Annotated in this window: 23 protein-coding genes; 4 read left to right on the forward strand and 19 right to left on the reverse strand. The window is 32.4% G+C overall.

Going from position 1 to position 21,692, the window contains the following annotated elements:
• A partial coding sequence (locus tag ABJF52_RS01250) for a heparinase II/III family protein (protein ID WP_348145125.1) occupies positions 1-591 on the forward strand: 591 nt, incomplete at its 5' end.
• Positions 592-617: 26 nt separating this feature from the next.
• On the opposite strand, the gene ABJF52_RS01255 is transcribed toward ABJF52_RS01250, so the two are convergent.
• The 16 genes from ABJF52_RS01255 to ABJF52_RS01330 all read right to left on the reverse strand — a co-directional run bounded on the left by ABJF52_RS01255 (position 618) and on the right by ABJF52_RS01330 (position 15,945).
• Complete coding sequence (locus ABJF52_RS01255; protein ID WP_348145128.1) at positions 618-1,340, reverse strand: head GIN domain-containing protein; 723 nt, start codon at positions 1,338-1,340, stop codon at positions 618-620.
• A gap of 59 nt (positions 1,341-1,399) precedes the next feature.
• Positions 1,400-1,591: a hypothetical protein gene (locus tag ABJF52_RS01260; protein ID WP_348145131.1), complete on the reverse strand. Its 192-nt coding sequence runs from the start codon at positions 1,589-1,591 to the stop codon at positions 1,400-1,402.
• Positions 1,592-1,602: 11 nt separating this feature from the next.
• Positions 1,603-2,274 carry a hypothetical protein gene (locus tag ABJF52_RS01265; RefSeq protein WP_348145134.1) on the reverse strand — a complete coding sequence of 224 codons (672 nt, stop codon included), beginning with the start codon at positions 2,272-2,274 and terminating at the stop codon, positions 1,603-1,605.
• 66 nt (positions 2,275-2,340) lie between these two features.
• Complete coding sequence (locus ABJF52_RS01270; RefSeq protein ID WP_348145137.1) at positions 2,341-3,009, reverse strand: hypothetical protein; 669 nt, start codon at positions 3,007-3,009, stop codon at positions 2,341-2,343.
• Between the two features lie 52 nt (positions 3,010-3,061).
• On the reverse strand, positions 3,062-4,153 hold the full coding sequence (locus ABJF52_RS01275; protein ID WP_348145140.1) for a hypothetical protein: 1,092 nt from the start codon (positions 4,151-4,153) through the stop codon (positions 3,062-3,064).
• A complete protein-coding gene (locus tag ABJF52_RS01280; protein WP_348145143.1) occupies positions 4,137-4,679 on the reverse strand; it encodes a hypothetical protein in 543 nt (180 codons plus the stop codon). Before ABJF52_RS01280 ends, ABJF52_RS01275 begins: the two co-directional genes overlap by 17 nt.
• Positions 4,679-5,218 (reverse strand): RNA polymerase sigma factor, encoded by a 540-nt coding sequence (locus ABJF52_RS01285; protein WP_348145146.1) that lies wholly within the window; start codon positions 5,216-5,218, stop codon positions 4,679-4,681. Before ABJF52_RS01285 ends, ABJF52_RS01280 begins: the two co-directional genes overlap by 1 nt.
• Before the next feature lie 173 nt (positions 5,219-5,391).
• A complete protein-coding gene (locus ABJF52_RS01290; protein WP_348145149.1) occupies positions 5,392-6,876 on the reverse strand; it encodes an aminotransferase class V-fold PLP-dependent enzyme in 1,485 nt (494 codons plus the stop codon).
• A gap of 122 nt (positions 6,877-6,998) precedes the next feature.
• Positions 6,999-8,357 (reverse strand): DEAD/DEAH box helicase, encoded by a 1,359-nt coding sequence (locus ABJF52_RS01295; RefSeq protein ID WP_348145152.1) that lies wholly within the window; start codon positions 8,355-8,357, stop codon positions 6,999-7,001.
• A 264-nt stretch (positions 8,358-8,621) separates the two neighbouring features.
• On the reverse strand, positions 8,622-9,224 hold the full coding sequence (locus tag ABJF52_RS01300) for a helix-turn-helix domain-containing protein (protein WP_348145155.1): 603 nt from the start codon (positions 9,222-9,224) through the stop codon (positions 8,622-8,624).
• Positions 9,225-9,344: 120 nt separating this feature from the next.
• Entirely contained in the window at positions 9,345-9,860 is a 516-nt protein-coding gene (locus ABJF52_RS01305) for a GNAT family N-acetyltransferase (RefSeq protein WP_348145158.1), read from the reverse strand.
• A 9-nt stretch (positions 9,861-9,869) separates the two neighbouring features.
• Positions 9,870-11,699: a sugar-binding domain-containing protein gene (locus ABJF52_RS01310; protein ID WP_348145161.1), complete on the reverse strand. Its 1,830-nt coding sequence runs from the start codon at positions 11,697-11,699 to the stop codon at positions 9,870-9,872.
• Between the two features lie 180 nt (positions 11,700-11,879).
• Positions 11,880-12,623 carry a YoaK family protein gene (locus tag ABJF52_RS01315; protein ID WP_348145164.1) on the reverse strand — a complete coding sequence of 248 codons (744 nt, stop codon included), beginning with the start codon at positions 12,621-12,623 and terminating at the stop codon, positions 11,880-11,882.
• Between the two features lie 11 nt (positions 12,624-12,634).
• A complete protein-coding gene (locus ABJF52_RS01320) occupies positions 12,635-13,591 on the reverse strand; it encodes a bile acid:sodium symporter family protein (RefSeq protein WP_348145167.1) in 957 nt (318 codons plus the stop codon).
• A gap of 106 nt (positions 13,592-13,697) precedes the next feature.
• Positions 13,698-14,876, reverse strand: coding sequence for a P1 family peptidase (locus ABJF52_RS01325; RefSeq protein ID WP_348145170.1), 1,179 nt, complete (start codon positions 14,874-14,876; stop codon positions 13,698-13,700).
• 163 nt (positions 14,877-15,039) lie between these two features.
• Entirely contained in the window at positions 15,040-15,945 is a 906-nt protein-coding gene (locus tag ABJF52_RS01330) for an NAD(P)/FAD-dependent oxidoreductase (protein WP_348145172.1), read from the reverse strand.
• Positions 15,946-16,085: 140 nt separating this feature from the next.
• On the opposite strand from ABJF52_RS01330, the gene ABJF52_RS01335 reads away from it, so the two are divergent.
• Positions 16,086-16,460 carry a transcriptional repressor gene (locus ABJF52_RS01335; RefSeq protein ID WP_348145175.1) on the forward strand — a complete coding sequence of 125 codons (375 nt, stop codon included), beginning with the start codon at positions 16,086-16,088 and terminating at the stop codon, positions 16,458-16,460.
• Positions 16,461-16,478: 18 nt separating this feature from the next.
• Here ABJF52_RS01335 and ABJF52_RS01340 read toward each other — a convergent pair whose 3' ends face one another.
• The 3 genes from ABJF52_RS01340 to ABJF52_RS01350 form a co-directional block, all read right to left on the reverse strand.
• The gene (locus ABJF52_RS01340; RefSeq protein WP_348145178.1) at positions 16,479-16,781 is read right to left on the reverse strand and encodes a hypothetical protein; all 303 of its coding nucleotides are present in this window, start codon (positions 16,779-16,781) and stop codon (positions 16,479-16,481) included.
• 273 nt (positions 16,782-17,054) lie between these two features.
• Positions 17,055-17,522, reverse strand: coding sequence for a hypothetical protein (locus ABJF52_RS01345; RefSeq protein WP_348145181.1), 468 nt, complete (start codon positions 17,520-17,522; stop codon positions 17,055-17,057).
• 51 nt (positions 17,523-17,573) lie between these two features.
• A complete protein-coding gene (locus ABJF52_RS01350) occupies positions 17,574-18,140 on the reverse strand; it encodes a Crp/Fnr family transcriptional regulator (protein WP_348145184.1) in 567 nt (188 codons plus the stop codon).
• A gap of 271 nt (positions 18,141-18,411) precedes the next feature.
• Here ABJF52_RS01350 and ABJF52_RS01355 point away from each other — a divergent pair, with 271 nt between their 5' ends.
• Entirely contained in the window at positions 18,412-20,799 is a 2,388-nt protein-coding gene (locus tag ABJF52_RS01355) for a TonB-dependent receptor (RefSeq protein WP_348145187.1), read from the forward strand.
• 4 nt (positions 20,800-20,803) lie between these two features.
• A complete protein-coding gene (locus tag ABJF52_RS01360; RefSeq protein WP_348145190.1) occupies positions 20,804-21,649 on the forward strand; it encodes a DUF4249 domain-containing protein in 846 nt (281 codons plus the stop codon).
• Positions 21,650-21,692 lie beyond the last annotated feature (43 nt).

Here is a 21,692-nt window from a genome sequence, read left to right on the forward strand (position 1 = left end):
ATTCTATACTATAATGGCAAACCCAGATTAATTGATGTTGGAGTTGATACGTATACAGCAAAAACTTTTAGCGATGAACGGTATTCCATTTGGACGATGCAATCTGGATATCACAACTTACCAACCATAAATGGTAGCGACCAAAAAGATGGAGTTGAATTTAAAGCTAAAAACAGTATATACGAATCTGATGAGGAAAAAGTATTTTACTCACTTGATATTTCAGATGCCTATCCTAAAGAAGCTAAAGTTTCTAAATGGAAACGTAATTACACACTTCTAAGAGGAAAAAGTTTTGAAATCTCAGATTCTTATTCGCTTTTAGAAAGGGTAGGTGAGACCTACCTAAATTTTATGGTGGCATCGGAACCAAAAATTTTAAAGTCTGGTCAGTTACGAATTGGCCAGCGTAAGGATGCTTTGCTTATGCAATACAATTCTGAAGTTTTAAATCCTGAGATAGAAAAAATAGTAATTGCAGAAGATTCAAAATTATACCCTATATGGGGGGGGGAACTTTATAGAATAAAATTTAATGTATTAAAAAACCTATTAGAACAAGATGTTAAAATCTCGGTTATTCCAGACTAAGTATAACAAGTTTTAATGCAATTATTTTAGTTCTTATTTTTAATTTCAGAAGCTCCAGACAACTTTTTACGAGCGATGGTGGCGTTGCCTTTAAAGTTTAATTCACTTGCGCCAGACGCCTCAATATCGATAGTCTTATTTACAGACAAATAGGCTTCACTTGCACCTGTCATATCCAAATTTAAATTATCAACGGAAAGATCGTAATCTCTAATGTCGCTACTACCAGATAAGTCTGCATGTAATGAGCCTATTTGACCATAAATATTAGCGGCTGATGCACCCCGTAAATCTAACTCTAATTGATTGGCAACAATTTCGCCTATAAAATCAGCAGCCCCTGAAAGTTCAACACTACCATTTTCAATATTCCATTGGTTTTCTAAAAAAAGACTAGAGGCTCCATTCATGTCAAATTCATTAATATGCTTAGTAGTTATATATGCATTTAGAGTGGCATTACCTTTAACATTTGTAATGTTCTTTAAACGAATCACCAAACTATTGCCATCTCTTTGTACAATTACTCTATCATGAACATTTTCGTTTGCTTCAATTCGTATGCTTTCTTCGGTATCTGAAAAAGTGACATAAGTGTTGAAGGCATTTGAAACTTTAATTTTAGAATATTCAGGTACAGAATAACTTAATGATGTTACTTCTCCTGATGCTCTAATAATGTCATGGTCGCAAGAAGTGAATAATCCAATATTTAAAAATAGCGCAATTAGTAATTTTTGTGTTTTCATTTTGATTGATTTAATAACCTGGTTAAAAACAGGTTAGATTGATGATTGATGAATGAAGTTTATTTATGTAAACTTTCTTTTAATTGTAATACAGGTATCCATTGAAAATTTATTGGGTACCATGTATCATTTTCATTTAATGCAGTTTCTTCAGAGTTTCCTTTAAGAAATACTTGATTCTTATGATTGAATACATGTTTCGTCTCAATATTACTTTTGGGTGTAGTAAACCATATAACTTTATTTTTCATAGCGTGTAATTTTATATTTTCTTCTTGTATCTATTTCTTCCCATATTAAAAACTCCTACTTTAATTCCAATGCCGGCTGAGAATCCATTTAATCTATTTACACTATTTGGCACCAAATCAATTTTACTCGTAAAGCGATATTTAATACCAGCTTCTAATTGTAAATATCTGGAAACATTAAATAACACATTTACACCGGGTTCGGCTACAACAAACCCATCGAAATCATCTTCGTCTAATTCTTCATTAAAGTCGTTGTCATTGTAATCGTTATCGATATAGCCAACACCTCCAGCACCGATTAATAATGGAAAAGATAAATTTACTCGTGACTTACTAAAGAGAATAGGCTCTAAGTGTAAACCACCATACGCACCTATTAAATCTTCATGTCTGGCAAGGGTAGTATTATATATGTCTTGTTCTGAATACAGAAAATTAGCTTCAAATCCCACTTCAAATTGTTGATTTGCTACATAGGCTATTTTAAGACCAGCCATATAGGCATCCTTATTCATTATTTCACCTAAACGCATATTTAGTCCGAGGTACACTCCATGTACTACATTATTTCGGTCATTGAATTCTACGTAATCATCATCGTTATTTTCATTCTCTTGTCCGTAGCTAAATATGCAAACAAACAGAAATATCATTAAAGCTATTGTTTTTTGATTGTTCATTTTTATTAGTTTTTTGATTGATTACTTTAAAGACAACTGCAATTATAAATAGTTGCATCTATTGCCTTATTCTTTTAAATTTTTTTTATATCGATTTTTACCCAAATTAAATACCCCAACTTTAAATCCTACACCAGCAGAGAATCCATTTAAATTTGTAACAGGACTTGTCTTTAATTCAAAATCACCAGTAACCCTATATTTAATTCCAGCCTCAAGTTGTAGATAACGCGAAACATTAAAAAGCACACTAACCCCTGGTGTAACTAATGGTGTTAGATTTACATTTTCATATTCTTCATCAATAAAATCATCATCAAAATCTCCATCACCTTTAGTTGTATAGCCAACCAATGCAATTCCGAATACGACAGGAAAAGACAAACTCACTCTATTCTGACTGAATAAAATTGGCTCTAAATGAATTCCAAGAGAACCGCCAGTTAGCTTGTTATCTATAGTATCACTTATTATAAATTGTTGATTGGATTGAAGTACATTAATATCCAAACCCATTTCAAATCTTTGATTAGCTACGTAGGCAAACTTTATCCCTAAATTATATGAAGGTTTCTTAAAGGTTTCTCCGTAATGGCCATATAATCCTAGGTAAACCCCATGTAGCACATTATTTCTATCATTAAATTCTACATAATCTTCACTGTCTTCTTGTGCATAATTTGAAACACAAATCAATAAAATGATACTAAAGGAAATTAATTTTTGAATTTTCATTTGAATGCTTATAAGATGTAAAAACTGTAGGTAAAATTTTTAATTGAAATAATTATAGTTCTTTTAATAATACCAATCCTTTGTTACCGGTAATGGAAATAATTCCAGTTGTGTTATTACCATAGGTCGCTTTTATTTCACGAAGTTTTTTACCCTTATCTAACATTTTGGAATTTATATTTTCAAATGATTTTGGTAGTCGCACCAAACCTTCTTCAACAGTAGCATCAAACCGATGTGAAAAATTGGTCACATTCAAACTTATTTCTGATGATTCTTGATCTAAGGTGATTTCCGCATTGGGATTTATAATTTGAGAAACTCTAAAATCAGATATTTTTAATGATAGGTCTGTGTTTTCGCCCAACCGTTCTAAAACCAGCGTTGTAAATTTTAGGCTTCCATAAATTGTTTTTACTTCTGCTAAAGTGATATCATCTTTATTAGAATCTATTTCAAGTGATCCAATATTTTGTAATACGATATCGGTACCACTACTATTAATTCGTAAACTTTTTGAATTGACCAAATTAAGACCACCATTCTTAATTTCTATACTAGCATAATTAATATTTTGTGCTCGCAATTTTCCATATTTCATAGCTACATCAGCATTATTTAAATTATCATTTATGTATAGGTCTCCGTGTTCTATAATGGCCTTTAATTTACCTTTCCAATCTTCTATAAAAACATCTCCAAATGTATTTGTAATATTCAGTTTAGATTTTTCAGGCATGTGTACGGTATAATCTATTTGAATATTACTTCTATTAAAATCAAATGGATTTGCATCTTCAAAGAGTTTGGTAAAAAAACCGCTACTCTTTTCCTCTATTTCATATTCAATGGAAAGAAAGTTTCCATTATGCTGAAAGCTAGGGCGAATACGATCTAATAATTCTTGTGCATTATCTCTTTTTCTATAGCTAACAGTTATCGCAATATCGACTGAAATTTTGTCTTGATCCCATCCATAAATATGCACATTACCATATTTGTTTTCCAGTTCAAATTCACCAGCATTTGTCATGGTATATGATTTCGATATCTCTTTAGATACGGTATCTTGTGCCATAGCAACCGACTGTCCAAGAAGCAGCACTAAGGCTAGCCACAGTAGTTTTTTACAATGTGTATCCATAATCTTCTTCTGTTAGTTTAGAATCGTTAATCTGTTTTAATAGATGCTCAATAAGCTCAATTCGCTTTTTATAATTAGAAACAATAGCCTCTAAGACCAATTCGTTATCTAAATTCTTTTGCATTTCTAATTTTAAATAATCGTATTCGACATCAAGTTCTTCCATAAAGGATAAAAACTCAGTTTTATCCTCTTTTGATAATTTTGGATGATTTTGCACCAATTGCACCTGATAGGAGACTAAGTTTTTATAGTGCATATCAATATCTAAAAGTTCACGCGATGCATATTTTTCTTCCATAGAAACACTATTTCCAAAGACCGATATTCCTATAAAACCAGCAAGTCCTAATATTAGTAGTATGCTAGCTGCCATTTTTAACATTGGCGATTTCCAGAAGGATATTACTTTAGGTTCTTCGCTTTCTAGCTCTAGTGCAATTTTCGACCACATAGCATCCCGATCAGCTTTATGCTCGTCGAACGCACCAGCATTCTCTCGTATATGTTTTTCAAAATTGTCCATTACAATTCCTTTATCAGTTCAACTAATTTTTTCTTTGCGCGATGGTATTGGGATTTTGATGTTGATGTTGAAATATCCAATACTTCACTTATTTCGTTATGATCATAACCTTCAATCAAATACAAATTGATTATCTGCTTATAACCGCTTGGTAATCTTTCAATACCTGCCTTTACCTTTTTTATATCCACGACATCAGTTTCAATCACTCTTTCCTCCTGCAGATGATATTCATGGGCCTCCATTGGTACAACAGGTAATTTTTTTGCCTTTAGATGGTTTATACTTTTATTAATCACGATTCGCTTTAGCCATGCACCAAATGAACTATCATAGTTAAAACTTTCCAGGTTTTTAAAGGCATTAACAAAACTCTCTTGTACGATGTCTTCTGCATCTTCTTTGCTGTCTAACATTCGAAAACCTATGTTATACATGGCATCTACGTAAAGCGAGTACAGTTCATACTGCGCACTACGATGCCCTTTCTTGCATTTTTCAACAAGATTTTCGTGTGTAAAACGTATATCGGTTTTCAATGAATTCAGCTTGGTTTTAACCTACTCAACTATCTATTGTTATTCTAAAGACAAGCGCTACTATAGAAGGTTGCATTATTGGAGAATTATTTTTACTAAAATATATTATTTTGGCTATAAATATTTACTATTTGTTGTAGATGAGATGATTAGAGATGTGTAAAGTGGAAATTTCACTTTGATTTAAGTTCAAAATGAATTTGTCTTCCCTCACGAATTACAATTTCAATAATTTCATTAATGTCTTTTTCTGATGTTCTGAAATTTACAATACAAGCACGCAAACAGTAACTATTGTTTACTATGGCATTTGATAAGAACACCTCACCGCCTGTTTGAAGTTTGTTTAATAACTTTTCATTTAGACTATTTAAATAGATGTCATCCGAATTGTATTTATCATCAGATGGTATATATCTAAAAGTAGTAATACTTAAATTTTGAGATATCGCCTCTAATTCTTGATGTTGTTCTGCTTGTTTAAACAGGAGTTTTGATAATTCTATATCTTCTCTAATTAATTTTATATATCCGTTTTTACCCAATTGTTTTAGTGTAAGCCAAACTTTTAGAGCTCTAAAACCTCTTGAGTTTTGTAGACCAAACTCGTAAAAGTTCTGGGCTACTTCACCTTCGGTACTTGTAAAGTTGTAGTACTCTGGGTGAGAGGAATACGTATCAATTAAATGCTGTGAATTTTTGACCAAAGTACACCCTGCTTCTAATGGACTATATAACCACTTATGAGGGTCAAGCGCAATGGAATCTGCTTTTTCAATTCCATTAAAAAGATTCTTCAGTTCTGGAATAATTGCAGCAGGTGCTCCATAAGCACCATCTATATGAAACCACAAATTATATTTTTTACTAATTGTAGCAAGGTTATTTAAATTATCAACTACGCCCGTGCTTACATCACCTGCAGTACCAACGACCATTAAGGGAAGGCATCCATTTTTTAAATCTTTATTTATAGTTTCTTCTAAGATTTCTTCATTCAATTGGTTCGATGTTGTAGTGGGAATCCATCGTATAGATTCGGTTCCAAACCCAAATAGAATTGCTGCTTTTTCTATCCAAGTATGGGTAGCTTTAGAGCAATACACAGTAAGTTGATTTGTTGCATTTGAAACACCTTTGTTTTTAATATCCTTAGGTGCTTTAGCCGTTCGAGCTGCTAGGAAGGCGGTAAAATTTGCCATATTCCCACCACTGACTAATATACCACCATAATCTGAAGAAACACCAATAAAATCGGCTAGCCAACCTATAGTTTGCTTTTCAATTTCTGTTGCAATGGGACTCAAAATATGAGCACCTACATTTGGATTCACAGAAGCTGCTAATAAGTCTGCCAGTGCTCCAATAGGTGCAGCCGAAGAGGTTATATAGCCCATAAATTTTGGGTGCCCATTAAATAGTGAATGTTCAAATAATAATTTTGAAGTATCAGAAAGAAGAACTTCTGCCGACATTCCATTTTCAGGTAATGAATAAGCGCCTATTATCTTTTGTAAAGTAGATGGTAGTTCGTTTGGAGTTACCTGTTTCTCATCAATGGTATCAATAAATTCTGCAATATCATCTATTAATTGATAGCCTATTTTTTTGAAATCACCTTTATTAATTTCAATGGAATTTTCTCGTGATTTAGTCATGATATATTCTTTGTTAAAAATTATAATGGGGAACAATCAAAACTAGCATTCTTATAAAAGTACTAGATTATCGCAAGAATTGTATTTAGTCATCTTAAACCTAAAGAGACAAATAAAATTTATTATCGTTTGTTTTTCCTTTTCTTATTCTGAATTTTATCTCCTCGTCTTTGCGGTTTTTTATACTTCTTTTTTAGTTTTCTTTCGTAGCTTTTCTCTTTTGGTCGTACTTTACTATTCTTTGCAGATTTCTTATGAAAAGAAGCACCAGTTTCCAATGCCGCTTTATTGTCTTCTTCTTCCTCTAAGTTTATAGGTTTACTAATTTCCTCTGGTATAAGTTCAGCACTAATAGCTACATCATCAGGCAATTCATTAAAAGGAATTTTATAATTCATTAAATTTTCAATGGACTCTTTTAAAGGAATTTCTTTTTCTTGATAAAAAAGAATCGACTTTCCTACTTTTCCAGCACGCCCTGTTCGACCAATTCGATGTATGTAATTTTCAGGATAAAATGGGGTTTCAAAACTAATAACGGTACTAATGTTTTCGATATCAATACCACGAGCAATTACATCTGTAGCAATTAGTATTCTACTTTTACCGTTCGTGAATTTATCTATCGATTTAATACGATGATTTTGTTCTTTACTAGAGTGTATCACCGAAATTTCAGATTCAAAATCCAAAACTTCAGCAAGTCGGTCAGCATTCACTTTACTGGCAATAAAGATTAATACTTTAGTATGGGTTTCTTTATTTGTTAACAGGTGGTTTAATAAATTCACTTTAGTGTAAAAATTAGGTACAACATAGCATTCTTGACTAATTGTATCTAAGGGAGTACCACTTATTGAAATAGTTTTTTTTACTGGATTAATTAAAAAATCATCCATTAACTCATCCACATAGGTGGTCATTGTAGCTGAAAAAAGAATATTTTGTCTCTTTTTAGGTAGGTATTCAAAGATATTTTTCAATTGTGTTTTAAAGCCAAAATCAAGCATAATATCTACTTCATCTATCACTAGCTTTTTTACAGATTTTAATCGAAGAACATTTGATAGCGCGAGGTCATATAATCTTCTAGGAGTACCTACAATAATGTCTAACCCTTCAGCAACGGCTCTTTTCTGAGCTTTAATGTTACTACTACCACCATAAACGCCTGCCACACGAACGCTGAGATATGGTGTAAGTTTTTCTATTTGAGCAACAATTTGGATGACCAATTCTCTAGTAGGAGCAAGAATTAATACTCTGGGTTGTAGTTGATCTGAAAATTTTAAGTCTTGTAAAATAGGAAGTAAGTATGCTATTGTCTTTCCAGTTCCCGTTTGGGCAATTCCTACAAAATCGGCACCACCAAGAATGGTAGAATATGATTCTTGTTGAATGGGTGTAGCCTTTTCAAAACCTAAATCGTCAACAGCTCTCTTTAGTAACTTTTTTATTTTAAAATCTTCGAAAGTATCCATGCCGTAAAGTAACCAAGAAAAATTCGTATTAATGACGTAATTGCACTAATTATAGCCAATTGACCTTTTTATCCGCTTTAGAAAAACAATTTAGCTATTAAAATAGGTTTCAAAATGACTTAAGAATTGTTTCATGCAAAAATAAAAGTTGAACCATACTGTAAATACTTTGTAATTGGGATAATGTGTTTTCAGTAGAATTCTGATTTGTTAGGAGTGAGAAGTCGTATAATTAAAATTATTAAGAGTTTCATAACTTGTTATTTAACTTATAAAACTAATCTTCGGAAAGTAGATTACTTCTTTGTTTTTACTAATTCTAGATGTACTTACAAGAATTAATATAATGTTTAAAATATACATTATTAGAAAGAAAATTAAATTCAAACTATAGCTTAGTATAAAATTTTTAACACTGACAATACCATTCGACTCCGTTCTAATAATTAAAATTAAAACGCTCATTATATATCCGGAAAAAAGAATTATAGTCCATGTTATTTGAAAATTAATTACATTTTTTGCAATACGATTTACATTTTTCAATTTATCTTTTTTGGAAATCCACATTATTAATGGAACTAAAAATCCTAATAAAGGGAATACTATAAAAGTAAGTGAAGAGAGATTTAAGGCCTTTAAATAACTATTGTCCTCTATTACAGCCCAATCAATTAATTCCTCTGGTTTTACATTTAATGCATATGATATTCTTTTTAGTGTTTCACCGGTTGGTTCGTTTTCTCCGTTTTCAATACGCTGTATAGTACGTAAACTTAATCCTGAATTTTCCGAAAGATCTTCTTGCGAGTATCCCTTACTCTTTCTTAAATGTCTTACATTTTCTGCTAAATTTTTATTCTTCATATTTCTATATTTTAATTCAGCATAAAACTATTTACAATACTAAAACCATCTAGCGTCATCCTTATGACATCTTTGCGTCATCATTGTCAATACCTATTAAATTCAGCCTTTAATTCACATTTAATATTCTAAATACATAATATGATTTGGATTTGAATGCGTTTCCGATAATTTAAAATCATAGGCACCTACAATTATAAATCCCATTTTCGAATAAAATTTTATGGCTCTTTGGTTTTCAATCCAAACGGCAAGCCACATTCCTTTTTGATCATTTCTTTTTGATTTGGTAACAATATGGTCGAACAATTTTGGTCCTAGTTTATGACCATAAAATTCTTCTAAAAGGTAGATTTTATCAAGTTTAGTGATTTTTAATTGATTAATATTTTCATTGGAAACATCAAGTTCAATTTTAGAAAACCCAGCAACTTTATTATTAAAATAAATAAGATGATATTGAACTTTCTCATTTTCAAGATCTACTTTAATGGCTTCTTTGGTGTATGTTTTTAAATTAAATTTATTTACATCTTCGTCAGAAGCACTATTTCCATGAGATTCTATAAAAGTTTGCTTGCCAATAATAACAATATCATTAACATGTTCAAAATTGGCTTTTACTATTACAATCATTTCAAAATATTAGTCCATTTTCACCTTATAAACCTGCGAATTCACCCTATTTGTTTGGTCAACATCCATTTTTATAATTGCTCTATCATAAGTCATTAGACCATTAACTTCACCTTCAACATCTGTAGTTTGGGTATATATTGCAGCTGACAAACCATTTTCTATTAGCGCAGGAAGTTGATTTATTAATTTGGAATAAGACTCAAATAACTTGGTTTTGTTTTCAATATTTCGATACCCCCAATTTTTATCTTTCTGCCATAAATGATCACGCATTACCAATCCTAAACCACCAAACTCTCCAAGAATCATAGCTCTATCTTTAAACATAATTGGAGCATGTAAATCTTTGTTGGGCATACCAGGACCGGGATAAACATGTGTATCTATCATATGCCCTACAGGAAAATAATTTCCACCACTTGGACCATCAACGAGTCGTGAAGAATCATACTTCATCGTCCAATTAATTACGTTCTCAGTATCAAATTGTCCCCAAGCTTCATTAAAAGGAACCCAAACAACTATGGAGGGGCTGTTATAATTTGCATCCATTATGTTTTTCCATTCTTTGCGGTATTGATGTGCAGATTGTGGTTTTCGTTTTGCTTGAATATAATCGTATCCTGAAGGGCTTTTCCAAGTACCTAAACCATCCCCATTAGGCATATCTTGCCAAACTAGCATTCCAATTCGATCACAGTGATAGTACCATCTAGCAGGTTCTACTTTTACATGTTTTCGTATGGTGTTAAACCCTAATTTTTTAGTTGTCTCAATATCAAATAGTAAGGCCTCGTCTGTAGGCGCAGTGTATAATCCATCAGGCCACCATCCTTGATCTAGGGTTCCAAAATGGAATAGAAATTCATTGTTTAATAGTAAGCGTTTATTTCCTTCTTTATCCTCTCCAAGAGCTATTTTTCGCATTCCAAAGTAGCTTTTTACTTGGTCTATAGTTTTATTGTTTTTTAGATAACTTATTTCAAGATCATATAAATGCGGTGAATCGGGTGACCATTGTTTTTGATTTGTAATTTTTATAGAAACGGTTTCACCAAAAGTAGCCTCTTCAATTGCAATTTCTTTACCGGCATCTAGTACCTTTAATACTATACGCTCATTTATAGTGCTAGACGTACTACTCTTAACAAGAACTTTTAATGTACTATCGTCAATGTTTGGAGTTATTTTAAATGAGGAAATAGATTGTTCTGGAACAGGTTCTAACCAAACGGTTTGCCATATTCCCGATACTGGGGTGTAAAAAATACCTTCAGGTTTTGTTTTCTGCTTACCAATTGGCTGTGTTCCATTACTGGTTGGGTCCCATACAGCAACCGTTATTTCTTGTTCTCTACCTTCGAGAAGAGCATCGGTAATATTCATTGAAAACGGATCATAACCGCCACTATGCGAGCCAATTTCTAAATCGTTTATATAAACTGTTGTTTCCCAGTCTACAGCTCCAAAATGAAGAAGTATTTGTTGACCTTTCCAATTAGCAGGTAATTTAAATGTACGATGATACCATAAAACTTCTTTGTCGGAAACCGATTTTTGAACTCCAGAGAGCAAGGATTCTATTGGAAAAGGAACAAGAATTTCACTTTCAAAATTTTCAGGAATTTCACCGTCTTTTTTAATAGCATATTGCCAAGTGCCATTCAAATTTTTCCAATCTTCACGAACCATTTGAGGCCGTGGATATTCTTTTAATACATTTTCTGCAGTGACCGTTTTAGCCCATTTACTTTTAATTTGGTCTTCATTAATTTGAGCATATGATAAATAAGAGATACAGTATAAAAGGATTGAAAAAGTAATTTTTCTAGTCATGAAATTTTAATTAGTAGTTTGGTTTTCTTAGTACTATCTAGCAAAGGAGGGAATACAAATAAAACGCCAAATTGCATTTACTAAAATAACAAAAATCATTGCCAATTATACACCAGAAGTGCTACTTATTTACAATTAACATTGAGCTAAGAACAACTTGTTTTACAAAATAGTATGCGGCTAGAGATTGCTCTTTCTATGTTTAAACTTTCGCTTTGTTCTGATAACTTTATAGCGCATGTCATCATAAAATAAACTTAGAAATAAAATTACTGCTCCAAAGATTAAGGTATTTAATTTAAGGTGTAACCGTGAATACAAAAACCCACCTATAATTCCGCCAAGAAAAAAGAAGCATATGATATAAATACGAAGCTTTATTGTTTCTTTAATTTTAGCTCTATCTGGATGTGATTCAGGAAAAAATAATTGTGAAAGTTCTATTCCCAAATCTGTGAACAAGCCCGTTAAGTGTGTTGTACGAACAATAGCATTTGAAATTTTTGTCACAAAAGAATTTTGTAATCCCATAGCAAAGAGTAGTAAACAAACAATTAAGTCGGGATAAATTATTTTTCCACTAAACGTAATCATTGCAATCGAAACTAATATCAAGCATTCTATTATGGTAGGTAGTAAAAAAACATTTAGTTTTTTATTCTCTTTAAAAACTTCAATTAAAAAACTGGATAAAAAAGAACCGAAGAGAAAAGAAAATATATAGAGGAAATAAACTGTTCCTTTCCAAACCTCAAAATTTGCAACATCGTTCATAAACAGCGCAAAATGTCCGGTTACATTTGTTGTTAATTGTTTAAAAGCTAAAAACCCGGTAACATTTACTAATCCTGCAACAAAGGATAAAATTGTGGCAATTCGCAAGTTATGATTCAGGGTTCTACTTTTGCCTTGATGTCTAAACATACATATACTATTTAGTTGTCAGCATTCATCTTTGAAGCTACAATACTTATTATCAATAATTGAATCGCATGAAATAACATCAGTGGTAAAAGGATTATTCCGATGGAAGGGATATTCCCAAAAATTATCTTCGAAAAGACCGTACCGTGAACTAATGATTTTTTCGTTCCACAAAACTGAGCCGTAATTTGATCTTCAGTAGTAAATTTCATTTTATTGGCTAAGAATCCCGTTAAAAAAAATAGGATGCAAAACAATATTAAAACAGCAATAAAGAGTAAAATTAAATCTAAGATTGATACTGAACTAAAAATTTTGTCGTGAAAGGAGCTTGCAAAACTTTTAAATATTATGAGTAGAATAATAGATTTATCGAATAAGGTTAATTGTTTGCTGTATTTTTTTGCAAACTCACCAAAGAAGCGCTGTAGCAAAACCCCTATAACAACTGGTAAAATTATTTGTGCTATGAGCTTTATGTAAATATCTGTAAAACTAAAGTTTGCTTCAGCGTGTTGTACAAATAATCCCATCCACAGGGGAGTTAGAATTACACCGATAATCCCAGAAATACTGGCATTAAAAATTGCAGCAGGAATATTACCTTTTGCAATAGAAACCATTACCACAGATGAAGATACAGTTGATGGAAGTGCAGCTAAGAAAAAAAATGCCAACCATATAATTTCTTGTTCTTCATTTTGAATAAATGGCTGAAATGCTAAAACAAGTAATGGAAATATTAAAAATGTGGATGCCTGAATAAGTAAATGTAATCGCCAGTTTTTAACTCCTGATTTTAGTTTCTCCGGACTCAGTTTTAGTCCATAAAAAAAGAATATTAATGATATTCCTATTCCACTAATAGTGTCAATTGGAATTTTACTTGTTGGAATACCCCATTGTGGAAATACGTATGCTAAGCCAATTACTGCTAAAATAGATAGCACAAATCCATCAATCTTCACTTTTTTCTCGGTTTGGTAGTGCTAAATTAAGAATTTGACCAATGGTAGTTTAATAAATTCAGGTAACATTTATGCATTAATTCTGGGCAAAGAATGCGAAAAACATTTATTTTTCATTCAATCGATTATACTTTTTCAGCGTTTTAATAAGTAAATCGTGCGGTAATGAATATGCTTTGTTTCCGTTTATGCCTTCCATAGTTTCAGCTGCGACCATTGCATTTATAATGGCTTCTTCTACTGCTTGTACCGTCGCTTCAAATACAGGCATTAATAGATCATTAGACATAGATGTCACTGTAGTAGATTCATCTCTATTAAATGCTGCTTCATTAGCAGTTGAAAACGCTAAAAATATATCTCCCGAGCCATTACTACCGCGTCCACCTACTATTCCAACACCTAAAGGAATTCTTTGTGCAATTCTTTTTAATTGATGTGGTAATAAAGGAACATCAGTCGCAATTACCACGATAATAGAACCATCTCCTTCCTGTCTTCTGGATTTAGGCGGTCCATTAAACTTATATTTTAGAGTGTCTTTTAACGCAATTCCAACGGGTACACCAGCGATTGATAAATTACGCTTAGCACCAAAATTAGATTGTACTATTGCTCCCACAGTATAGGTTGAATCTTTTATAGTTATCACTCTAGAAGAAGTTCCGGTTCCACCTTTAAAACCTAAACACATCATTCCAGTACCACCACCAACATTACCTTCCGCAATCTTTCCGCTAGCTGAATTTTTAATAGCCTCTAAAACATGTTTTTCTTTCACATGAAATCCATATATGTCATTCAAGAAGCCATCATAAGTTTCAGCAACTACTGGATAGGTATACCACCAATCTTCGCCACTATACCAATCTGTGTCTACATACCATTTTAATACAGCATCGCGCACAACACCTACACTATTAGTATTGGTAATCATTATAGGGGTTTCTAAAAATCCAGATTCTGTTACCCAGGTCGTACCTGTCATTTCACCATTTCCATTTAAACTATACCAGTTAGCATAAACTGGACTAAATTTTTTAGCTTTTCCTCTGGGGAAAATTGCAGTTACTCCAGTTCGTATAGGACCTTTTCCAACAATGTTTTCTCCTTCACCAGATATAATAGTGCTATAACCAACTTCAACACCATTAACATCTGTAATTGCATTAAAAGTACCCGTTGTGCCAACAAATGGAATTCCTAAATCTCTTGCTCTAGGTTTCTGAGCGTAGGAATGAAAATAGAGAAGGAGTATAATAACAGTTACTAGCGTTCTTTGCATATATCGTGATGTTTTAGGAATAAAGTTAATGCTTAATAATAAAATTGTATTACTAACGATTTTTTTTTTGATAAAATTTGCTACTAATTATTTCTGTAATAGCTGGTTTCATTTTAATATTTTCCAATTAACAATTAGGATTTCAAAGAATCACGTTGATTGACTAAAATTCTTCACGAGATAGCTCCATATTTATAACTGCACCTACGATATTTCCAGACGACACAGCATTGGCCACAGATCGCATTCTTACGCAATTGTCTCCACAGGCGTAAACGCCATCCATGGTGGTTTTATTCATCATATCTACTTGAATATAGCCTTGATCGTTTATTTCACAACCAAGTAATTCCGGAATATCGGTATGTTGCTCAAATGGTAGTGCCGCATATGCCGCTTCAAAAGGAATTTTACTACTATCATTAAAAACAACATTTTTTAAATGGCCATTAACATGTTCAATTTCAATAATTTCAGTTTCAATTACCTTAATGTTTTTATTCTTTAATTTTTGGAGTTGCTCTTTATCAAAGTTATGTTTTGCTGAAGTTAATATTGTAAGCTCTTTAGTTAAATTGTTTATTAAAGGAACAAGGTGCATTGCTCTTTCTCCATTTGCTATAATAGCAGTTTTTTTCTTTCTTATTTCATAACCATGACAATAAGGGCAGTGTACTACGGAAATACCCCAACAGTCTGAAAGACACTTTATTGAAGATGGCATTATGTCTTTAATTCCAGTTGCAAAAACCAATTTTTTACTTTCTAGTTCTTTTCCTGATTCAGTAAAAATTTGAAAATTATTTCCTGATTTTATTCCCTTCACTGCTTTATCTTCTAAAAAGTTTACAGTATCATATTTTAAAACTTCAGATTTTGCTTTTAACGAAATTTCTTTTGGGGTGGCACCATCTTGGGTAATAAAATTATGTGAATGTGGAGTTTGTTCATTACAAGGTTTGCCACTGTCTATAATTAGAACTTTGCGTAAAGAGCGTCCTAATGCCATAGCTGCTGACAAACCAGAATAGCTGCCGCCAATTATTATTACATCGTACGTATTAATCATACCTATTTTTTTGTAGTGGTTAGAAAGTGTTCTTATCAAATCAAAAACATTAAATGCAAAAATGTCGCAATAATGTATTTCACAAAAGTAATAATATTTTGTATTATTGCAACAACATCGCAATAGGTTATAAGCCAAGAATGAAAAGAAGAAATACAGTTACTAAAGAAGCAGTACTATCGGTTATAATTTCATCTGGAAAAGCTATGAGTCAGGCTGCTATAGAAAAGAAAATTGGGGTTGATATAAATAGAGCTACCATATACCGAGTGCTAAATAGATATTGTGAAGATGGAATATTACATAAGATTGTAGCCGATGATGGTAGACAATATTTTGCGGTATGTGTAAAGTGCGACTCAGATGAAAATCCATCACATCATTTTCATTTTCGATGTAAAATATGTGAAACTATTGAGTGTTTACCAGTACCAGTTAATTTTTCATTAACCAAAGACTATAAAGTAGAAGGGGTAAATTGTGTACTTACCGGGGTGTGTAAAGATTGCAAATAGTATAGTACTTATTATTTATCAAAGTTTCTCACCTTGTATTAGAATAGAAGTTTTTATTGATTTCTCTTTTAAATGTAAAAAGCTCTTTCGCTCCTTATCGTTTTTAAAATTGTCAAAATCTTTTTGAGAGTTAAATGTTACTATATGTATTTCATAAGGTTCTTCAATAGAACATTCCAATATAGAGTTATCATTTGGTCGTATTCGTAGCAATAAGTATCCATTATATTTTAAAATTGTAGGTATGGCGATTGCTTCAAATTGGTTGAAGATTTTTTCTTGTCCCTTATTAATATAAATTAATTGTGTTATATAAATCATTTCTATGTCAATTAGGATAGTACTTAATTCGAATAACTATCTAATTTAATAACAATTATTTATTGATGCAGTTTAAACCGAGTTCCCAGCTCCTTATATCGAATGATACATAAGATAAAACTCGTTTAGGCAATCCCCGGTTTGTAGTTGTTTAGCACAATTATTTAAAGTCAAATTATCTGCCGTACTCAAAACAAATAATATAGTCTAATTATTTGAAAACGAAGATGAAACAAACAATGTTATAAGGGGTGTCGTTAGATATTTCATAAATTACGCATTAAACAGTTCTGTTCTAATAGCACTTAAATAAACCCAAGTGATATATAGAAATTGCAAGGGAATTCTAAACCATAAATAATTAACTCCTTTACCAGTATAAGTACCATTCTGATAATTTATAGATTCAATAGCCGCCTTAATATTTGCTGGTATAATGAGTATGAAAAATAGTATTAAAAGCCAAGCAGTTATTACTCTTAATTGCGCAATATGCAATGCAAACGCTGCTAAAATTTCAATAATTGCAGTTGCATAAACCAGTTCTTTTTTAAAGGGAATAAAATCTGGAATCATCATAGCCATGCCTTCAGTAAATAAGAAATGGCCTAGGGCAGTAAAAAGTAGCAACATAGACATTGCAATCCGCGCTGATAAATTAAAATTGTAAATGCCTTCTTGAATTCTAAAGAATAGTAAGGCAACTGTAAATGTTACAAGTAATAGTACTAGTGGTTTCATTTTTTTTTGTCAAATATCGGAAGATGAATCACCTAAAACTATGAACCTAGGTTAAGTTATTCGTTTTCTAATTCTACTTAATGCCTGAGGAGTTACACCAATGTAAGAGGCTAAGTATTTTAAAGGTATTTCTTTAATTAATTGAGGTCGGTCTGTAAATAGTTTTAAATATCGTTCTTCTGCACTATCATTAAGTAACGACATTTCACGTTGTGATTTTAGTAAAAATAGATTTTCTGCGGTCACTCTACCAATGATGTTTCCGATTTCTGTTTTTTTATAAATTTCTTGTAAGTCGTTATAGTTTAACCTCCACAAAGTAGTTTTTGTTAATGTTTCGGTTTGATAGGTACTTGCTTTTTGGGTTAAAAATGAATCGTAGGCACTCATAAATTGTCCTTTAAAACAAAATCCAAAAGTAATATCGTTTTCCACTTTTGGAAGGTATAATCTAATTGAACCTTCTTCAATAAAGTTTAAATGCCTTTCAATTTTTCCAATTTTTAATAACGTGGTTTTTTTCTTGAATTCAGTTTTCACGAGTTTCGAAGAAAATAACTCCCAATCTGAATCACTTAATGGAACAATTTGTTCTAAATACGATTTAATTTGATTCATGATAACCCATTAAATGTTAAGCTAGTTTGTAACGATAATCATTTATTATATACAAATACCAAAAGTTGTGAACTTAATTTGAAATCTAAAGTTAATACCTAATTGGTTTTGTTTATTAAAAATTTATGATACTTCAAGCTTTTTTTACTAGTTGAAATATATCTTATTCAATTAATTTCACAAATTTTTAAGTTCGGTGCAACCTTTACTTATTTGCATTGTCTTTCAAAGAGAATTAATAAAACAATCATCTAAAAAAAACGATCAATCAATGTTTAAACAATCAAAAAAAATTAGACTATTTCTGTTTACCTGTGTACTTGTATGCACTGCGGTTAGCGCTCAAAATAGTTATACAATCAGTGGTACCATTACCGATGCCAGTAATGGTGAAACCTTATTTGGGGCGTCGGTATTTTTAAAGGGCACTACCAATGGTGTCGTTACCAACGAATACGGTTTTTACTCTTTAACAGCACCCAAAGGCGAATACACTTTAAATGTTTCGTATATGGGGTATAATGAAATTAGTAAAGCGGTTACCCTAGACAAAAATCAAAAAATAGATTTTGAAATTTCAGAGTTCTCTACCGCTTTAGAAGAAGTGGTAGTTACGGCTGAAGAACCGGAACGTGCTTTGCTACGCAAACCAGAAATGAGCGTTGCCAAAATGAATATAGGTACGGTAAAAAAAATGCCTGTTGTTTTAGGCGAAGTAGATATTTTAAAGTCCTTACAAATGCTTCCGGGGGTCACCAATAATGGTGAAGGTACCGGTGGTTTTCATGTACGGGGTGGTGCTGGTGATCAAAACCTAGTCTTGTTAGATGAGGCTATTATTTACAATACCTCACACATGTTTGGGTTCTTTTCGGTGTTTAATGCAGATGCTATTAAAGATGTAAAACTGTACAAAGGGGGCATACCAGCTCGTTTTGGTGGGCGTGTTTCTTCGGTATTAGATGTGCGCCAAAAAGATGGTAACAACAAACGTTTTGAGGCTACGGGTGGTATTGGTATTATTTCTAGTCGTTTGGCATTAGAAGGTCCGTTATTTAAAGAAAAAGGGTCGTTTTTAATTGCGGGTAGACGTTCGTATGCGGACTTACTTTTAAAGGCAGCAGGTGAAGACAATAGTGTTAGTTTTTATGACCTGAACCTAAAAACCAATTACAATATAAACGATAACAACAAATTATACCTGTCTGGGTATTTTGGTAGAGATGCCTTTGAATTGGGTGATAGTTTTTCGAGCAGTTATGGCAACTCAACTGGTAACTTGCGTTGGAATCATATTTTTAATGAGAAACTGTTTTCAAATTTATCGGCTGTTGTTAGTAGATACGATTACGATTTGGGTATTACTGCTGCAGAATTTGATTGGATATCATCTATCAGCAATTACAATTTAAAATATGACTTGAAATATTATTTCAGCAACAATTTTAAATTGGACTTTGGTGCGAGTGGTATTTATTATGATTTTAATCCAGGGCAGATAATTCCAACTTCAGATACAGCGGAAGTGAATCCGTTACTCTTAGATAGTAAAAAGGCTTTTGAAAGTGGTATTTATGTGAACGCAGAACATAAGCTTTCCGAAAAATTAAATGCGCAGTATGGAGTTCGAATAAGTGGTTTTACTCGTTTTGGTGGACAAGCAATGGTTGATTATGCCAACGACCAACCAGTAGTTTACAACCCAACTTTAGGTATTTACGAACGAGGTATAGCTGTGGGGGAGACAGACTATGCAAAAGGAGATGCCATTGAAAGTTTTACCAATTTTGAACCTCGTGCTTCCTTAGCTTATACCTTGAATGAAAATTCATCATTAAAATTAGGTTTTTCAAGAGCAGCACAATACATACACTTATTATCGAATACAGCTTCAGCAACCCCTTTAGATGTATGGACGCCAAGTGGTGAGTTTGTAAAACCACAATTATCAAATCAGTATGCTTTCGGATATTTTAGAAATTTCAAGGATCAAGTTTATTCTATGGAAGCAGAAGTGTATTATAAAAATACGGACAATAGAATTGACTATATAGATGGTTCGGATCTAATAGGACAGAATACCATTGAAACTGAAATCTTAAATGGGGAATCTCGCGCCTACGGATTGGAGCTTTTATTCCGTAAAAATGAAGGTAATTTCACAGGTTGGATAGCATATACCTTGTCAAAATCAGAACAACGCACGCCAGGAGGTTCAGCGGGTGGATTAGGAATTAACGATGGTGAATGGTATAATACACCGTATGATAGAACTCATGATGTTTCAATTTCTGGTTCGTACAGACTAAATGATAAGTGGAGTTTTGGCACCAATCTTGTTTTTCAAACAGGACGTCCAGTAACATATCCTAATGGACAATACGAATATGAAGGTTTGTCCATTGCGAGTTATGCTCCAAGAAATTCAGATCGCTTACCTGCCTATCATCGATTGGATTTATCAGTCAACTATAAACCGAATAGAAAACCAGAAAAACGATTTAAAGGTGAATGGGTTTTGGGAATCTATAATGCCTATAATCGTAAAAATGCGGCTTCCATTTCTTTTGGCCAGAACATAGAAACGGGTGCTAATGAAGCAACTAGAACCGCTATTTTCGGAATGGTGCCTTCATTAACCTATAATTTTAAATTTTAAGAAGATGAAAAACTATATAAAATTAACAATACTATTTGTAGCGGTTGCATTCGCTTCGTGTACCGATGTAATTGATGTACCAGTACAAACCGCAGAAACGAGATTGGTGATTGAAGCTTCTTTAGATTGGGATAAAGGAACAGCTGGTAATAATCAAACTATTTCTTTGCGAACGTCTACAGCATTTTTTGAAACAAACAGTAATACTTCGGCAACCGGTGCAACAGTTACCGTTACTAATGATGCTGACAATACACAGGTTTTATTTGTTGATCAGAACAATGGTGATTATACTACTGACGAATTTATACCTGTAATGAATCAATCTTTTACTTTAGAGGTTATTTATAATGGGGAAACCTATATTGCTACCGAAACATTAAATCCGGTACCAGATATTGAAGAGGTTTATCAAGGAATAGAAGATGGTTTTAATGATGAGGAATTGGAAGTGCATGTTGTTTTTCAAGACCCACCTGAGGAAGGAAATAATGTGTTTTTTAAATTTAAAAATCAACGCGATTTACTACCTACATTAGAAGTTGGTGATGATAGATTTGTAAATGGAAACGAAATTGATTGGTGGCTTGAATTGGATGATGATGATGAAACCGATGAAGTAGAATCTTTTCAACCTGGTGATATCGTCGACATTGAAATGGCAGCAATTTCAACAGCGTATAAAGATTATTTAGAAATTCTAATCAGTCAAATCGGAGGCGTAGGACTTTTTGAAGCTACACCTGTTGCTGTAAAAGGTAATTGCGCGAATCTAACAAATCCCGAGAATTATGCCCATGGGTATTTTAGATTGACAGAAGTGAATAAGTTCAGTTATACCTTCGAATAAAAATTGATTTATGAACTTGAAGTGGGTTATTTCTTTCGGGAAA

The organism is Aurantibacter sp., from assembly GCF_039941195.1.
GTDB lineage: Bacteria > Bacteroidota > Bacteroidia > Flavobacteriales > Flavobacteriaceae > Aurantibacter_A.